General features: G+C 51.7%; 13 protein-coding genes. All 13 read right to left on the bottom strand.

Translation table 11 applies throughout. The features are described from left to right. Nucleotides 1-119: 119 nt before the first annotated feature. The 13 genes from EXU85_RS26200 to EXU85_RS26260 all read right to left on the bottom strand — a co-directional run bounded on the left by EXU85_RS26200 (nt 120) and on the right by EXU85_RS26260 (nt 17,298). The gene (locus EXU85_RS26200; RefSeq protein ID WP_142774918.1) at nt 120-1,790 is read right to left on the bottom strand and encodes a hypothetical protein; all 1,671 of its coding nucleotides are present in this window, start codon (nt 1,788-1,790) and stop codon (nt 120-122) included. Between the two features lie 129 nt (nt 1,791-1,919). After that, nucleotides 1,920-2,936, bottom strand: coding sequence for a zinc-binding dehydrogenase (locus EXU85_RS26205; protein WP_142774919.1), 1,017 nt, complete (start codon nt 2,934-2,936; stop codon nt 1,920-1,922). Between the two features lie 35 nt (nt 2,937-2,971). Continuing rightward, on the bottom strand, nt 2,972-3,367 hold the full coding sequence (locus EXU85_RS26210; protein WP_142774920.1) for a VOC family protein: 396 nt from the start codon (nt 3,365-3,367) through the stop codon (nt 2,972-2,974). 47 nt (nt 3,368-3,414) lie between these two features. Then, entirely contained in the window at nt 3,415-5,502 is a 2,088-nt protein-coding gene (locus EXU85_RS26215) for a heparinase II/III family protein (protein ID WP_142774921.1), read from the bottom strand. Continuing rightward, on the bottom strand, nt 5,502-6,209 hold the full coding sequence (locus tag EXU85_RS26220; RefSeq protein WP_142774922.1) for an RraA family protein: 708 nt from the start codon (nt 6,207-6,209) through the stop codon (nt 5,502-5,504). Before EXU85_RS26220 ends, EXU85_RS26215 begins: the two co-directional genes overlap by 1 nt. Next, the gene (locus tag EXU85_RS26225; RefSeq protein ID WP_142774923.1) at nt 6,206-6,910 is read right to left on the bottom strand and encodes an SDR family oxidoreductase; all 705 of its coding nucleotides are present in this window, start codon (nt 6,908-6,910) and stop codon (nt 6,206-6,208) included. Before EXU85_RS26225 ends, EXU85_RS26220 begins: the two co-directional genes overlap by 4 nt. A 32-nt stretch (nt 6,911-6,942) precedes the next feature. Next, nucleotides 6,943-8,661 (bottom strand): sodium:solute symporter family protein, encoded by a 1,719-nt coding sequence (locus EXU85_RS26230; RefSeq protein ID WP_142774924.1) that lies wholly within the window; start codon nt 8,659-8,661, stop codon nt 6,943-6,945. A gap of 2 nt (nt 8,662-8,663) precedes the next feature. Further along, entirely contained in the window at nt 8,664-10,175 is a 1,512-nt protein-coding gene (locus EXU85_RS26235) for a glycoside hydrolase family 28 protein (protein ID WP_142774925.1), read from the bottom strand. A 22-nt stretch (nt 10,176-10,197) separates the two neighbouring features. After that, nucleotides 10,198-11,829 (bottom strand): glycoside hydrolase family 28 protein, encoded by a 1,632-nt coding sequence (locus EXU85_RS26240; RefSeq protein ID WP_142774926.1) that lies wholly within the window; start codon nt 11,827-11,829, stop codon nt 10,198-10,200. 114 nt (nt 11,830-11,943) lie between these two features. Further along, the gene (locus EXU85_RS26245) at nt 11,944-13,470 is read right to left on the bottom strand and encodes a hypothetical protein (RefSeq protein ID WP_142774927.1); all 1,527 of its coding nucleotides are present in this window, start codon (nt 13,468-13,470) and stop codon (nt 11,944-11,946) included. Between the two features lie 90 nt (nt 13,471-13,560). Beyond that, on the bottom strand, nt 13,561-15,081 hold the full coding sequence (locus EXU85_RS26250; protein ID WP_142774928.1) for a hypothetical protein: 1,521 nt from the start codon (nt 15,079-15,081) through the stop codon (nt 13,561-13,563). Between the two features lie 83 nt (nt 15,082-15,164). Continuing rightward, nucleotides 15,165-16,316, bottom strand: a complete 1,152-nt coding sequence (locus EXU85_RS26255) for a hypothetical protein (protein WP_142774929.1) — start codon at nt 16,314-16,316, stop codon at nt 15,165-15,167. Between the two features lie 49 nt (nt 16,317-16,365). Then, nucleotides 16,366-17,298: an alpha/beta hydrolase gene (locus tag EXU85_RS26260; RefSeq protein ID WP_142774930.1), complete on the bottom strand. Its 933-nt coding sequence runs from the start codon at nt 17,296-17,298 to the stop codon at nt 16,366-16,368. Nucleotides 17,299-17,306 lie beyond the last annotated feature (8 nt).

Consider the following 17,306-nt stretch of genomic DNA (forward strand, 5'->3'; position numbering starts at 1 on the left):
TACGAAAGAACTCCTGAACTGTAGGCTATGGGTTGATTTGTCTCAGACCAGTTCCTTTCCTACTCAAAATCGTTTTTAAGACAAGCTAGTAACGTTATTACTTAAAGACTGAAAAAGCATTACGTCCAGTTAAAGTCAACGACTTTGCCATTTAGTTTCCACTTCTGAGGTAGTGGGTTCGTTAGCCAATCGATCGGTTCGGCTAACGGTTGTGGGTTGGCTGCCTGGGCAAACGCTTTTTTTACGGCTATTTTTTGCGCTTCACCCATAGCTTCCGGCTGGGCCGAAATGAAAAGTGGCGATCCACTTTCAGCTAAGAGTCTCAGCCATTGCTTATTCTTATCCCAGGCTATGCTGGTTGTCAGGCCAACACAATCGCCATCTACGGCGTAAAACTTATTGTGCTGGGGTAGCCGAAACGCCAGTGTATTCACCCCCATTTTCAAGGTGCGGCTCCATTCCTTACCACTGGTATCGTCCCCAATCCGGCAAAGCTCAACCAGGCCTGCACTCAGGTGGCTCATGGTATTACAGCCAATTATATAGATGCCATTACCTGCCGCGTCTCGGATGGATTGGTAGAGGTGACCTATAATCTCAGCATTGGTTTTACTACGGTCGTAAAAATTCCACCCGGCGGCCGTAAGGCTTTCATTCATCGAAAATCCCCATCGACCCAGTATATCATAAGTCGTAAAATCGTGTTTTACCAGCTCAAACCCCCACGTTTTATACGAATCGAAATTGCGTTTTATCCGCTCAATGTTTTCTGGTATGGTAGGATCGAGAACCGGCATTTTGGGGTTATTACGACCGGCAATTTGGGGCGCCAGCAGACTGGCTTTCTCATCATGGCGCGCACAGAGTGGCCGCATCCACAACCCCGGCCGCATGCCTTCTTTCCTGATGGTATCGGCCATCAGGTGCATATCTTTAAACTTAGCATTCGGTCTACTGAAATCATCATTCCAGCCCCCATCACCAGGCAACAAGGGCGAGTACGTTGCCCATCCGGCATCAATGACCGAGAACGGCCTGTTATTCACATCAGTTACCAGTTCGGCCATCAGAGCCGTTGTTTTTTTGATCAGCTCAAAGCTATTTGCCCCGTACGCGAAGTACCAGTCATTGATCCCATACACAGGTTTTTTAGGTAACCGTGGCTTGTCGCACATCAGCCCACAGAATCGATGGTCGACCTGATACGGGCTTTCACCCGAGCGACTTTGCATAGTTACCACATCAGCCGCATGTAGCGTACGCTCACCCAGTAACACGCCGTTGCCGCCCGAAAGTGTATCACAAGTAAGTTCCAGACTCGTGTTGCTCAATTGCCACCAGCAGATACTGCCAGAGCCGGTTTTAACCCCAAAACAGGCCGTCTGCTTCCCGTCGTAAATGAGTATATACCAGGGATTTCGGTTAGCTTGTGAAAGGGGCTTCCAGCTCAGATCACCGTAGGAACGCTCAAAATGATCACCGACGAACTGGACGTTGGGTTTCGGCGAATAACGCCAGGATAACCGAATAGCCTTTATGGGTTGCGAAGGCGATTGCAGATAAATCCCACTGGCATTTCCGTTCGTTTTAACCGTAACGACCACATCCTGATCGCTGAATGTATCACCATTGGTGCGTTTCAGACTGATCCATTTATCCTCAAGTTGAGCCCAAACGGCATCGGGTGCATTTAATGCGATTGCCTGAGATACAGAAGCATACGTTAGCCTGCCCGATAAAGCCGCTACTGAAACTGTTGAAGAGAGTTTAACAAATTGTCGTCTGTGCATACTACTTAATCTGTTATTAGAATACCTACGACCGTGTCTTATCCATTACAAATTCTATGATCCTAAACGGAGTAGCCGTTCGCTTGTTTATGCCGCTACGTTTACACGTCTGATTTAAAGGCTTTTTCTTTAGGTAGTGCATTGAAGCAAATATTTCATACCCGCCGGGTTATTGTCGATGGTCTCAAAAACTGCTTGAATATCTTCCAGGGGAGAAATTTGTGTGATAAGCTGACCGAGCGGCAGTTCGCCGGAAGCGGCTAGCCGGATGGCTTCATCGAAATCCTCGGGTTCATAAACACGTGTGCCAATGAGCTGTAGTTCCCGCCAGAAAAAGCGAAAGAGATCAACCGGCTTAGGTTCACTATGAATAGCCACCATGACAATCCGCCCCCGCGCCCGCGCCAGCTGCGTCATAACCGCAACCCCCGCAGCCACGCCCGACACCTCAAAAACAACGTCGGCCATTGCGCCATTCGTAAACGTTTCTACTGCGTTCACTAGATCAGTAGTCACAGGATTCACGGCAGGCAAATCCAGTTGACGACACAAGGCTAGCCGGGTGGCATTCGGCTCGGAAATGAGCACATGAGCTCCTTTGTGCCTGGCGACAAGGGCAATCAATACACCAATGGGACCACCCCCAATAATCACCACATGTTCACCCGGTTGCAGTCGACTGAGTCGGACGTCGTGACAGGCAACCGCCAACGGTTCGGTTAGTGCACCTAGCTGTAGCGGCATTGTTGCGGGCAAACGGTGTAGTGTATACGCCGGAACATTCCAATACGTCTGCATCCCGCCGGGGGTATCAATACCGATAAATTTCAGGTTTTTACCAATATGCTGCTGGCCATTATCCGATGGATCGTTGGCACCCGGCTGTAACGGCCTCACGGCAACCCGATCGCCCACCTGCCATCCTGAAACACCCTCGCCCAGTTCCGCGATTTCAGCCGATACCTCATGGCCAATTACCTGCGGCATCTGAACGCGCTGATCCATTTTACCATGATAAATGTGTACGTCGGTGCCACAAACACCGCAGTAAGCCACTTTAAGCCGAACCATACCCGCTGGAATCGGCTCAGGGCGCATGGGCTTCACTTCAAACTGCTGATTACCAGAATAATAGGCTGCTTTCATACGTAATGAGAAAAAGATTTACTTAATAATGTCGTTTATGACTGGATAGGGCCACGTTCCAGAATTTGAAGCATGTTGCCTTCTGGATCAAAAAAATTGCGAACACGACCTCCGCCAATGGCGTTGGTTAACTCTCCTCCCCACTTAATACCCTGCGAATCGAGCCAGGCAACGGCCTGATCAATATTTGCTACACGCAGCGCTACGTGCGACCATCCGGGCGTCCACGTAGTCCGGGCAGGACGTAGCGTCTGATCTTTCGGCATGATTTCCAACAGGGTTTGGTCGGGAGCCAGCAGCATCCAGACCGGCTTGTCGTGGCGAAACCAGCGTTGATAGCCCAGCACCTGGCAGTACCAATCGGTTAGGGATTCGACATCATCGGCGGCAACAGCGGGGTGATCGACGCCCAGAAAAAGGGATTCGTTCATAGTAGGTAAGGTTTCTGAATGTTGAGAGTTCTGCTGATCCCGAATGGTCAGCCAGGGGTAAGGGTAAAACCGATTTCGTTTTCAGTTAACGTGTAAATCGTTGTGTTGATAGTCAGCGAAAGCGATAGTTTATTGGCGTAAGAACCGGTCAGTTGGCTGGTAAATCCCGGCTTGCTGATTGTCCAGGTTTGATTACCTGTCTCTGCTTGCCAACGGTCAATCGCTGCCAGATCGTCGGCGGCCAGTACGTGAAGTTGATGGATGGATGTCGCTTTTTGCGCAGCCGTGTGGCGAAACACTAGACCGCTTCCGGGCTGCCCTTCGCCCTGTTGAGCTGGCTCAGGATGATAAGCATCGTGCAAATACCCGTAAACGGGGCCAGCTAGTGTACCCTGACCGATATGCCAGAGCTTGAGTCCCGTCTGGTGGCGGTAGAGCGTCAACCTGTTCCCATCGGTTTGTACAATCGATTCGCCGTCCCGATTATTCAGTAGCCAGTTCCAGACAGTACGAACGGGTTCGCTCGCCCGTATACGGTCAATCACGAACGTAAGGTGGGGGCCAACCTGAATCCAGCAGCGCGTAAATTCCTGAATGGGGTAGCCATAGGAAGCGGCTACTTCTGATACTACCAGCGATACGTCGTCAATTCGTTTAACTGTAATCAGTTGACCCCCTCGTTCAACCGGTGAGCTGATGGAGCCGTCGGGGTGAATTCGCCGACGAGCCAATACATTCCGCTGTTCCAGCAGCTTGATTTTCGCCAGATCTTCCTGTAAACCCAACGTGTCCTGCTCCAGCAGAAACGTACAGGTAGTATGCGTTTGCGTAGCGCATTCTAGTCCGTGAATTAGATTTCGGTAACAACTGTGACCGGGGTCGGCCAGCAATCGTTCGTGATTATGCACGAGCATAAAGCTATTTAAATCACCCTGCAAATGACCGGGCGCGTATACGCCATCGTTGTTCCCGCCCTGAATAGCCAGCACCGATTGACCGTTCCAGGCATCGCGTACCAGTGTATTTCCATTTGAAAACGATACGGTCAGGGGCAGATTTGCTTCCGCTGGCGACATTGCGTTTTGGGAACGTAGCAACAAGGGCAATGTTAGAAATCCCCAGTCATTCACCATGCCGAACGTAGCGAGATCGTGCGGTCCCTGCGTTGGATCAGGTTCGTAATAGTCCTGAAATAACCAGCGGGCTAGTCCGGCCTGGCGTGGGTCATTCGAACGGGCCGCTACATGAAGGAGCAAATCGCCAGATGGCCGAAAAAGGGCTGCGGAGTCATTGAAGTTGACCGCTCTGGCTCGTGGAGAGTCACCCCAGTTGCTCATCGGTTTACGGTACAGCATGCTTTGTGCCATCCAGCTCATCCCACGTCCGTAAGCATCCACATCGAGTTGCTGTGCCAGATCAGGATAGGAACGTATCAGTGATTCGTAAGCCAGCATCAAAGCGTTGGCCAGGTAATTGCCGTATTGCAACGACTCACCATACGAGCCATCCGGCTGGAATGCCTGCGCCATACGGACTACGTCTGGAAGTAACGCCACGAGCAATTCTTCATCGCCCAGAGCCGCCGACGCCACCAGTGCACCAGATGCCATAATACCCCGCCAGTTGGCCAGATGGCTGTTTTTGGCCAGCCAACGCTGACAGAGGAGAATACCTTTTTCGTACAGCACCTGACGTACCTCTTCCCGTTCCGTTTCGGTAAACACCGCACCTGCTAACGTCAGCACAGCCGCTACGCCCCAGCAAACATGCGCTGTTTCCAGATGCCCCATAAACGGTTCTGCGTGACTGCGAAACCACGGGCCAACCCAATCCGTTACTGGCAACCGGGCAATATGGAGCGTAGTACTTCGGAGCCAGGATGCCAGAGCATTGGTGGGTTCGAGCGCATAGTGCATAGCTGCGTCAGATAGATACTCGGCCGCCGGATACCACCAGCCAAGCGTGGCCTGACCAAATGCCGTACTGTCTGCCTGAAGGCCGGGTACGGCCAGACGCTGCGTGACCCGAAGGGCAAGCGCCCGCCGAAACCGCCGGATAACCGTATCGTGGCTGGACAGAATGGCGGTTTTTTCAGCTTCTGTCAAAAATAAGGCCGTGGCTCTGACTACCTCCATCAGAAATAGCCGCCGTTTTTAACCACTTCCGTTGGCGTCATGCCACTTTCAACCATTTCCTTAATGCCTTCTTCTTTGTGTACAATTTTTTCGGCGGCTACCAGCACATCGTAGGCAATGGCCTGTGGGATAGCGATAACACCGTCGATGTCGCCGAAAATCCAGTCGCCAGGTTGTACGATCACTTCGCCGATTTGCACCGGTTTCTGGTAATAATACATACGGAATCGACCGAGCATTCCCGTGCTGGTTTTGTACTTGTGAAAGACCGGAAAGTCCAGAGACAGGATGGCTTTGGTATCCCGAATACCATTGACGAGCGCTCCCCGGCAACCGGCTTTGAGCGCTGCCATCGTCATCACCTCGCCCCACTGCGAGGTAACTGTGTCGCCCGTACAGTCCCAGATAACGACTGAATCCTGATGCAGATCTTCAAGCATTTGCGCCCGCAGCTCAAACTCGCCATCGGTCGTAATATCAGGGCCACCTTTGACGGTGAACGCCATACCCGCCATTTTCATTTCTTCCCGAAGCGGGGCAAAGGCAGCCGGTAAACTGGAGGCATGCATGTTGTAATTGAAGCGCAGTACATCGTTGATAGCCCCCGTAAAGAGCTGCATGTATCGGATCCGCATTTCCGACACCGGAATCGGGAAGGGAAGAACAGGCTGTTTGCCGTCCAAATGGTGTTTTCCGTTGGATTTCATGATTGTGCCAGAAATTTCATATTGTCAAAATTGATTTCCCGAATGAGGACATACTCCGGCTGGTTGAGCACGAAGAGAATAACCCGGGCTACGTCCTCTACTTTCAGAAATTTTTCGCGCGCTACGTTCCGATCGCCCCAGTAGTTGCTGTCGGTTGGTCCCGGATTCACGTCCGTTACCCGAATTCCTTCTTTCAGAACCTGATCGGCCAGACCACTGCTCAGGCCGCGGGCCCCGAATTTGGAGGCACAGTAAACCGGAGCGGTTGGATTCGTCCGTTGTCCACCCATCGAAATGACGGTTACGATATGCCCTTGTTTACGGGGTTTCATCTGCTTCAGTGCTTCGCGGTTGCAGAGGAATACACCCCGCATATTGATGGTAATCATCCGTTCATAGGTCTCCAGATCGGTCGTGGACAAATCGGTGGTAGTCAGACCGATGCCGGCGTTATTGAGGAGAATATCGACTGGGCCAAAGGTTTCCTGGCAGGCCGTAAAACCCGCTACTACGTCAGCTTCCTGACTAACATCTCCTGTAAACGACCGAAGATTTTCGTGGCTTACGTCGTCGGTTAACTGATGCGTTCGGCTAAAATCAAAGACTTTAGCACCTTGGTCCAGCAGCGTGATGGCGGCCGCTTTCCCTATTCCACTCGATGCGCCGGTGATGAAGACGACTTTGTCTTGTAAATAATTCATAGTCAGATTAATTCGCGTGTGTCGTTCATTTTTTAATGCTCATTGACCGTTGTGCCCATGGGTGTTTGGCGATGCGTTGTGTTTTTGATCGGTGCGCCGGGAATCGGTCGGCTGGCTCGATACCAAATTATTGCTGAAAGGACCAGGCAGAGTAGTCCGGCACCCATAGCGACCCGGCCACTGGTTTCGCCCAGCGAGGGTAGGCTCATGGCCATAAATAAACTACCGGTTACGACCAGTGCGACGGCATATAACCGGTTCATGGTCTGCATAAAGCCTGGATTTTCGGCGGGCTTTTCGGCTTCAGTCAAGGGTGTGCGAAGGCGACGAAAGAAGGCTTCGACACGCTGGCGATAGGCATCATTTTGCGAAACGACGACGCCCGAAAGAAGGAATACTACTACGCAGGAAATGATTTCGATCAACGTAGCCCATTCCCACGAAACCTGCGGCATAGCGTTGAGTACCAGCCCTAAAGCCACACCAACAACCAGGGTAGCAAACGCGCCCCAGGGTTGCGGTCGTTTCAGGACAATGCCCAGCACCAGCGGCAAAGTCATTGGAATGGCGAACAGGCCTGTAAAGAGTTTATTCGCTTCAAACGCACCGCCGAAGCCCCCTACATACAACGCACCCAGTGTGACCAGTGCGCCCAGAACCAGCGTCATTAATCGCCCTACCCAAAGCATTTCGTTGTCGGCCGCTTTGGGGTTGAACAGTCGCTGGTAAATATCCCGCGTCAGAACGCCCGCCGTTACGTTGTATTCGCCACTCAGGACAGACATCGTAGCGGCAAACATGGCGGCTACCATCAGGCCCATGATCCCTTCGGGCAACAGTTTCAGGCAGACACTTACATACGCCATTTCCGGGTTTTCAAGGTTCGGTATCAGGGCTTTAGCTGCAATGGATGGGAATAAAAAAATGACAGGGAACAGAAAGAAAAATACGGCCGTCAGCATCCCTTGTTTCTGGCTGGCACGTTCATCGCGGACGCTGTAAAACCGCTGAATAAACGTCCAGTTGCCACTGTATTTAACCAGAATCATCAGGTAATATACCATCAGGTACAGTGGCATTCCCTTCGGCCCGTTGAACCAGGTGAAATGATCGGGAATAGCGGCCATCATACCAGGCAAGCCACCAGCCGCCTGGATCGTCAGCGGGACCAGAATCAACGTAGCAACGATCAGAATGATAAACTGCACGACATCCGTCACGACCACGGCCCATAACCCACCGACCACCGTATAAAGCGCGACAATGATTCCGCAGGCCAGGATGGAGCTTTCCAGCGAGAGGCCCGTGGCTGCTTTCACAAACAGCCCCAGCGCATACAACCGGACCATGTTGTCCAGAATCTTGAAGAGCACGCCCATCCAGGAAAACGTTTGCCGGACAGGCGCATTGAAGCGGGTTTCCAGAAACTCCATGGGGGTCATGATCCCCGCCCGTCGCCAGCGTTTGGCAAAGATGGCTACGCCCAGTAAGGCGGGTAAAACGGTGCTCCAGATCAGCGTCAGGGCCACGAACCCGTGTTGGTAGGCAATCCCCGCATAGGCCACGAAGATAAACGTACTGAACTTGGTCATGAAGTTACTGATGGCCCCCGACACCCACGGAATGGCATTCCCCCCCTTGAAATAATCGCCGATGTTTTTGACGAATTTCCCTAAAAACAGCCCAATGCCCGCCATCAGGAGCATGTAAATGGCAATGGCCCAGTAATCCAGTTGTTGTAGCGTTTGCACGGTTAGTTTGATTTAGGCATGTTAGGAGAATTTCGAACGTTTTTAAGCTGCACTACTTCCGTAACAGCCGGGCTTTGCTTCGCTTTCAAACCATTGACTTCCAGCGTATCGACGTCCTCGGCGAAAATGGCCGGGCGGTTTTCCTCGTCAGCGTAATCGAGCGTAAGATTGTCCAGAACTATATTCCTGCCGTGCCGGATGTAAAAACCGTAAGCCGGTAATCGGCCGAACATTTCACCGCGTGGGTAGGCATCCGTTTTTTCAGGGACCACCTGATTAACAGGCGGTGGCGCGATGGGTACGGGTTTGCGGGTATCATCGTCGCCCAGTAAAGGTTTGTTGCTTCCATCAAACCGAAGCCGGATTTGTTTCAGGGTTATGTTTTCGACGGGGAAACCCGGAATTCCCGTAATAGAACAACCATAGCCGCCAATCCGGGTCCCCTGCACATTCTCGATCAACACATCTTTTAAGATGCCCGTGGCCGCTTTGGCATTTTTTCGATACGTCCGGTTTCGGGCACCCAGTCGAACGAAAATGGCAGTGCCTTTTACGTTACGTACCGATATGTTCGAGATGTTGATCCGTTCAATACGGGCACCGTCTACGGTCATTAGGCTGATCGCATCGACGCGGGTGTCGAAAACCGTACAATTTTGAACGGTAATATCTTCAAAGGCTCCACTTGTTTCCGTGCCGATCTTGATGCCCGACGCATTGGTACTAACAATGCAGTTGGTAATGGTAATATCGCGGCAGCTTTCGCCGGGTGATAAGCTTTTCAGGCAAATGCCGTCGTCGCCACTGGTAATGAAGCAGTTGGAAACGCGCACAACCTGGCAATCAACCAGATCCATCCCGTCTGTATTTCGGCCTTTGGCGTCCGCATGACGGGATTTTTCGATGTCTTTATTTTCCCTGCTGTCGACTGTAATTCCGTCAATGACCATGTTCCGGCACGACTGGTAAAACTGCACCCACGATCCCGAATTGCGCAGCGTAACCTCCCGAACCTGTAGGTTATCACAGTTCCGAAAATGGAGTATACGGGGTCTGCCACTAAAGGAAGGCGACAGATAAGGCCCGTTAAACTCATCGCCCCGACCATCTATCGTCCCTCGTCCGGCAATTGAAATGTTGTGCGCGTCTTCCGCGTAAATGAACATTTTATCCGTCACCAGCTCCCCTCCGTAGGTCGGATAGTTTGAGGGAATGCTTGGGTAATCCGCTACGTTAGCGCTCCCCAGCAAGGTAGCCCCCGCTTCGACGTAGAGCGTTACGTTACTTTTCAGGTAGATCGTACCCGACAGAAACGTGCCGTTGTGCAGGTACACTTTTCCACCGCCCGCTTCGTGGCAGCGGTTGATAGCTAGTTGAATAGCCTTCGTATCCATCGTTTTACCATCACCATTGGCCCCATACGCAAAGGCATCCCATACACCGGTGGGTTTCTGGCAAAAACCGGCCGTCGTGAGCATCAGGCAGAAAAAAAAGATAGTGGCTAGGCTATTCATGGAAGCAGGGAAGTTTAACCGATTACTGGATGGTTCCAGATTCTTTGACGGATGCTTTTAAGGATGGGGCTTCTAAAAAGTACATTTGCGCTGATTGCCCCAACTGATTATTTATCAAGGCAATAGCGGATGATTTATCACCGTAAATCGATAGAAATGAGGTAACAGCTGCCGTTGGTCGCGAATCGGCAATAAGCGTTTTACGGGTATTGATAAGTCGAATCAGTTCCGGTGTTTGCGCTACACTCTGCGCTTTTAAGCCCCTAATTTCCAGCTCTTCCGTATCATCGAAAACCATCGCCGGTCGTTGATCTTCGTTCGCGAAGCGCAACTGTACCTGATCGAACGTAACGTTTCGGGCGTGCCGAACGTAAAACCCATACGCAGGCAACGTAGTACCGAACATCGTTCCAACCGGGTAAGCATCTGATTTTTCAGGTACCGCAGTTGGCTTAAACCCAGTAATTCCCCCTTCGAATTCGAAGTTCAGATTGCGAAGGGTCACATGCTCAACCGGATAGTCGGGCAGGCCCGTAATTGAACATCCCAAAGCGGCCAGTCGGCTCCCTTGGATATTGGTAATCAGGATGTCTTGCAAAGCCGGTGTATTGTTGGTTGTGTTTGTACCGAACTTCTTGTTGCGGGTGTTGAGTCGAACAAAAATTCCGGCGCGTTTTATGTTCCGCAGGCTAATGTTTGAGATTGTTACACGCTTTATCTGAGCGCCATCTACCGTCATAATCGCCAGACCATCCCCCCAGGTATCGAATACGGTGCAATTCTGAATGACGATGTCCTCAAAACGACCAGCGGTTTCGGTGCCAATCTTGATGCCACTAGCCCCGGAACTGACGTGACAATTCGTGATGCTGATATTCCGGCAAACTTTGTCGGGCGAAAAACTTTTGATACAGATGCCATCATCGCCACTGGTAATAAAACAGTTGCTCACGCGCACAAGCTCGCAATCGACCAAATCCATGCCGTCTGTATTTCGGTGCTTAACGGCGTGTTCGCGATTCGGATTCTCAACGTCTTTGTTCTCCCGGCTGTCTACCGTAATGCCATCAATCACCAGGTTTTTACAGGCCTGATAGGTTTGCACCCAGGAAGCCGAGTTCTGTAGCGTTACTCCTTTGATCAGGACGTTTTCACAACCCCGTATGTGAAGGATTCGCGGGCGGTATTTAAATGATGGGCGCAGGTACGGATCATTGGGACCTCGGTTGTCGAGTATATCACCTCGTCCGTCGATGGTTCCTCGCCCTTCGATACTGATGTTTCGACAGTTTTCTGCGTAGATTAAGGCTTTGCTGGTCAGCGGATGTTCGTCGTAGGTTGGGTAATCGGAGGTCTGGTCTGGAAAGTCAGCGACTTTAGGGCTTCCTAGTAACGTAGTCCCTGCGTCGAGGTAAAGCGTTACATTACTTTTCAGGTAAATCGTACCTGATAGAAACGTACCATTATGCAGATATACTTTCCCTCCTCCGGCTGTATGGCATTGATCAACAGCCGTTTGGATAGCTTTGGTATCCATCGTTTGGCCATCACCTTTGGTTCCATACGCCAGCACATCCCAAACCCCAGAAGGTTTCTGAGCAAAGGCGCTGGTCGTAAAAAGCAGGCAGAATAATAAGTGCGTTGCGTATGACATTTAGTTTTGATGGGTTTGAATTTCACCCCTAAATCCCCTAAGGGGACTTTGTCTATGAGCGAACCAAGTCCCCTTCAGGGGATTTAGGGGTCGCGGGCGACTTTGGGGGTTAGGTTACCCAGTTACGTTACTTTTTTCCATGATTAGCATAGGATAATCGTACAGCGGAAGCTGACGGAAAATCTGGGCTTCGGCACCAACCCGCCATTTGTCATTGTCGAATAGCTTCTCCTGATTCGGAATTTCGAGGATTTCACCGGATAGTGGGTCAACCAGAACCGGGTGTGTAAAGCCACGATCTTCCCAATCCCAGAGGAACAGGTGAACGCTGTCGGCGGGCGGGTTGTCGGCCGCTTTTTGGTCCGACCAATAGGCCAGCACCAGACCATTATCGGTGTTCAACGTAGCGGTGCAGACGCCTTCCAGACTCTTTTTCGTTCCATTGCCAAACGCCTGATATTCTTTCTCCGTTGCGGATTCCTTTCCCGACAACGTATTGACCGTAGCACTGCGGGTATGTACGTCACCATGTACCAGACTACCTAAATGTTGTAGCGCCTTATAAGCGATTTTAGGCTTGATTTCGGGCTTCTGCCGCAGAATACCTTTGTAATTCGTGTTGCCTGATCCTTTTGGGTAATCGTGCAGATCGACGATCAGGAACCACAACGTCATCGGCAAGTTCAGCGAGCAATCGGTGAGCAACCGACGTAGCATGACTTTGGCCTGAATAGTTTCCGTCCAAGGGCCTTCGCCCGAAAACCCGGTGCTATTCGGATCAGATGGGAAGCCGTTTTCGCCCTGCCAGATCTTGATGTTCGGATTATAGCGGTCAATTAACTGGCGTAGTCCTTTCGTCCGCTCGGTATAAGCTTCGGGCAAGGTTGTGTAGGGGTGGAACGAAAAAATATCGATCAAGTCCGCTAATCCTGCTTTAAATAATTCCTGCACGTACAGAATGGGCATTCGCGAAACCACACCGCCGACAATGATGGCGTCCGGGTTATTTTTTCGGATCAACGGCGCCGTTTCCCGTACTAATTGCACGTATTTTTTAGGGTCGGGCTTATCTGGTTTCCAGAAACCCGACAGGTTCGGCTCGTTCCAGATTTCGTAGTGCTGTACTTTTCCTTTGTAGCGTTTGGCAACGGCCACCACAAATTTCTGCCAGGCGGCATTGGCCACGGGGTTGGCCGTTGATGGATAGAAGCCAACTTCGCCCTCCTGATAATTCGTGTTGCCATACCCCACGTTAAAGAATGGCTTTACACCCCGGCTCACCAAGCCATCCACGCTTTCGTCCAGCCACGCCCAGTCGTACTTGCCTTTTTCGCGCTCTACCCGTGCCCAACCCGTCTGCAAACGTCCCCATTTGACCGGCAGATCGTCGATCCAGGGATAGACTTCTTTCGGTTTCCACAGATCCCGATCAAGTGTTTCGCAGCCGATACCGAAGGGTGAGTTTTTGATTTCGGTTGGTTTTTTCAAACGAACGGTGCCGATTTTTTTCAACGGTGCAGACGCAGAACCATCGCTCACGGGCATTGTTGACTCGGCCAATCCTGATGTTGGATCGGTTAGTGAAGTCGATAACGGAAGGACGGATAAGGTCTTTAGAAAGGTACGGCGATTATTATCCATGATTGGTTTCGGTTTTACCCCTAAATCCCCTGAAGGGGACTTGGCTCGTGCTTAGACAAAGTCCCCTTCAGGGGATTTAGGGGTAATTATTCACACCACGTTACTTTTTTCCATAATCAGCATGGGATAGTCCTGCAACGGCAATTGCCGAAATACCTGAGCCTCCGCATCCACTCGCCATTTGTCTTTATCGTATATTTTTTCGTGTTCCGTCAATTCGAGAATATCACCCGAGATTGGATCGACCAGAACGGGTTCAGTAAAGCCCCGGCCTTCCCAGTCCCAGAAAAATGCGTGAATCGTGCGGGCCGCTGGTTGGTCGGCCGCTTTGGCTCCCGACCAGTAGGCAAAAACGGTTCCGTTATCCGTATTCAGAACCGCTGTACAAATACCGTCCAGACTCTTTTTTAACCCATTCCCAAACAGGCGATACTCTTTCTCGGTAGCGGGTTCATTACCGGCCACGGCGTGTACAATTGAACTGCGGGTGCGTACGTCGCCGTGAACCAGGCTGCCCAGGTGTTGCAGCGCTTTGTAGGCAATCTTGGGTGTAACCTCTGGCTTTTGCCGCAGGATGCCTTTGTAATTCACCTTCCCGGAGCCTTTTGGGTAGTCATGCAGATCAACAATGAGAAACCAAAGCGTCATGGCGATATCCAGCGAACAATCCGTCAGCAACCGTCGCAGCATGATCTTGGCCTGAATGGTTTCCGTCCAGGGCCCTTCTCCACCATAACCCGTGCTGTTTGGGTCGGATGGAAAGCCGTTTTCGCCCTGCCAGATTTTGAGTTTCGGATTGTGCTGGTCCAGCAATTTGCGTAGCGCTACCGTACGCTCCGAATACGATTCAGGGATGGTTGTGTAGGGGTGGAACGAAAAAATGTCGATCAAATCGGCCAGACCGACCTTCAGCATTTCCTGTATGTAGTAGGTCGGCATCTGCGAAACGACACCCCCTACGATAACCGCTCCAGGGCAGTTTTTTCGGATTATGGGTGCCGTTTCCCGCACCAGTTGCACATACTTTTGCGGATTGGGTTTATCCGGACTCCAGAACCCCGCCAGATTGGGTTCATTCCAGATTTCGTAATGCCTGATCTTGTTCTTGTAACGTTTGGTCAGGGCGGTCACGTAGCGTTTCCAGGCCTCGTTTGCTTCGGGCGAGTCCAGCGGATGATACCCAACCTCCCCCGCCATGTAATTCGTGTTGCCGTAGCTGACATTGAAGAATGGCGTTACACCCCGACTTATTAAGCCATCTACACTCTCATCCAGCCAGGCCCAGTCATACTTCCCCTTTTCCCGTTCAACCCGTCCCCAGCCCGTTTGCAGCCGTCCCCATTTGATCGGCAAACTATCGACCCAGGGATAGACTTCTTTGGGCTTCCACAGGTCCCGATCAAGTGTTTCGCAGCCGATACCGAAGGGTGAGTTTTTGATTTCGCCTGGCTTTTTCAAGCGAACCGTCCCGATTTTTTTCAAGGGGGCAACGGCTGGATTATCACTCGCAGGCGTTACTGATTCTGCCAAGCCCGATTTTATATCCGTTAACGAAGTCGATAACGGAAGCACTGAGAGTGTCTTTAGAAAATTACGGCGGTTGTTTTCCATACGTTGGTTTAGGTTTGAGCATTATCCCTAAATCCCCTGAAGGGGACTTTGCTTATGCTTGAAAAAAGTCCCCTTCAGGGGATTTAGGGGTAATTCAATGGTTCGTTGAACACATTGCAGACGTGTAATGAATGACTGTTAAAGTGATACGGGCCTTCATAGCCGGTGTCGCCGAGCAGGTGGCTTACCAGCGCGATGGAAAGTGGATAAAACCAGGAACCCAGCATAATGTGGGTGCGATTTGGGTCTTCGTCGCGTAGTTCCGCCCGGGCAGACGTTTCGCCTTCCTGCCAGATCCAGTGAGGGCGCGGCACCCAGTCTTTTGGCTGGCTATCCCGACGATGCAGCAACCAGCCAACGCCATCCGGGCTTTCATGCTGAAGCGCATGGGCCAGATAACGACGACAAGCCGCTTCAACATCGTCCCGACGATAGTCAGTCAATGAGGCTAGATTAACTAATTGATAGGCCCCATCGAAATCGGGGCAGTCAGAGCCACCTGGCCAGAACGAACCATCGGGTAACTGGCAAGCCAGTGTTGAATCGATGGAACGTTCCAGGTGCCGAAGTGGCCAACCTAAGGCGAAATAAATGGGCACGACGTGAATGGTACCAAATAAACCATTCGCGCGATCTGCACCGAACTGCGTCCCCCAGTAACCGGTCTGGCTGTCCTGCAATTCTTCGAGCGCCGGAAACATCGCTTTCTCCATCAGCGAATCCACTTCCGATGCCCCAAACCAATCCCGCAGCGCAAACAGAGCCGTAGCGGCAGCCAACACCTGGTTACCTGCAGACCATGAATTACGCCAGTCGTAGTGTTTTACCCAGCGGTACAGCCGGTCGGCATTGAGCAGCGGCTCCAGGAAGCGAAGTTCCCGTTCGGGCTTACGATCGAGCATGCGGAGCGCCCAGATGTTCCCACGGGTGTAATGCCAGACGGGTTCCAGTTCGTCCAGCGTCCGGAAACGATTGAATTCCGAGGCTTTTCCTGAGAAAAAACCCTGTTCGGTCTGCCGACTCTGGAATTGATTCGCCCAGCTATCCAGATCGGCGGCTGGTCGGTTCTGTAATTCACCAAATAAATCCAGCACATGGGCGGCATGATAGGAGCCGTAAAAGCTTTCACCTTCGTCCTTTTCTTTGCGGTACACACCGGGTTTATCGCCAATTTTCATGGCGTTGACGAAGTTCAGCGATGCTTCCTTAATGCGTTGATAACCGGGCGTTTCCATCTTATTGTTAGTTGTATTCGGACTATAGTTTACGTATGTCTTTTCCTGATCAGGACCGATGTAAAAAGCCTCGATTGCGCAGCCAGATTTCCAGTTGCGTCATCCAGGAATCGGGTAGGTCAGGTTTGATGCCGAAGCCGTGACCTCCTTTTTCGTAGAGGTGTAGTTCGGCAGGTACATTCACCTTTTTGAGCGCTTCGTAAAAACGGATGCTATTACTGAATGTCACCGTCGGATCATCACCAGCATGGACCAGGAATGTCGGAGGTGTAGCGGCTGTTACGTGTTCTTCAGGTGAGTAATCGGCCAGTTGCCCGGCGGCTGGATGATCGCCCAGCAGGTTTTTTACCGAACCCTGATGGGCAATGTCGGGCCGGAAGCTGACGACAGGCCAGCATAAGACCAGAAAATCGGGCCGTAAGGCGGTAGTGTCTTTCCCCAGCTCAAACACCTTTGAAAACTGAGTTGCTGCCATAGCGGCTACGTGGCCACCCGCCGAAGAACCCAGGATACCGATCCGCCTGGTCTGAAGCTGCCATTCCGCTGCCCGCTGACGCACTATACGAAGTGCCTGCTGAGCATCCTGAAACGGTCCCACTGCCCGATCCTGCATCAGGCCATCGGTGGGTAACCGATACGTTAAAACGAAGGCTGTAATGCCCCATTGATTGAGTCGCTGGGCGATGAACCGGGCATTTTCGGTATTCAGATTCCGGTAGCCACCACCCGGACAGATGATCAAACCTGTCCCATTGGGGGAGGCAGCCCGGTAAACGATCAATCGCGGAACAAGCACATGGGATACGGCTGTCAACCGTCCAGTCTCATCGTATGTCCGTTTTTCGGGCTGTGTACTGGCCACCGAGTTTGGAACACCGTTTGGATACAAGGGCACTTCTGGCTCTTGCTGGGCCATCATTCGCCCAGGCAGCAGGAGGGCTGCCAGCAGAAGATAGGGTATTCGTGCCCTTGTTGTGTTCATGACGCGTT

Origin of the sequence: Spirosoma sp. KCTC 42546, assembly GCF_006965485.1 — a bacterium.
Classification (GTDB): domain Bacteria; phylum Bacteroidota; class Bacteroidia; order Cytophagales; family Spirosomataceae; genus Spirosoma.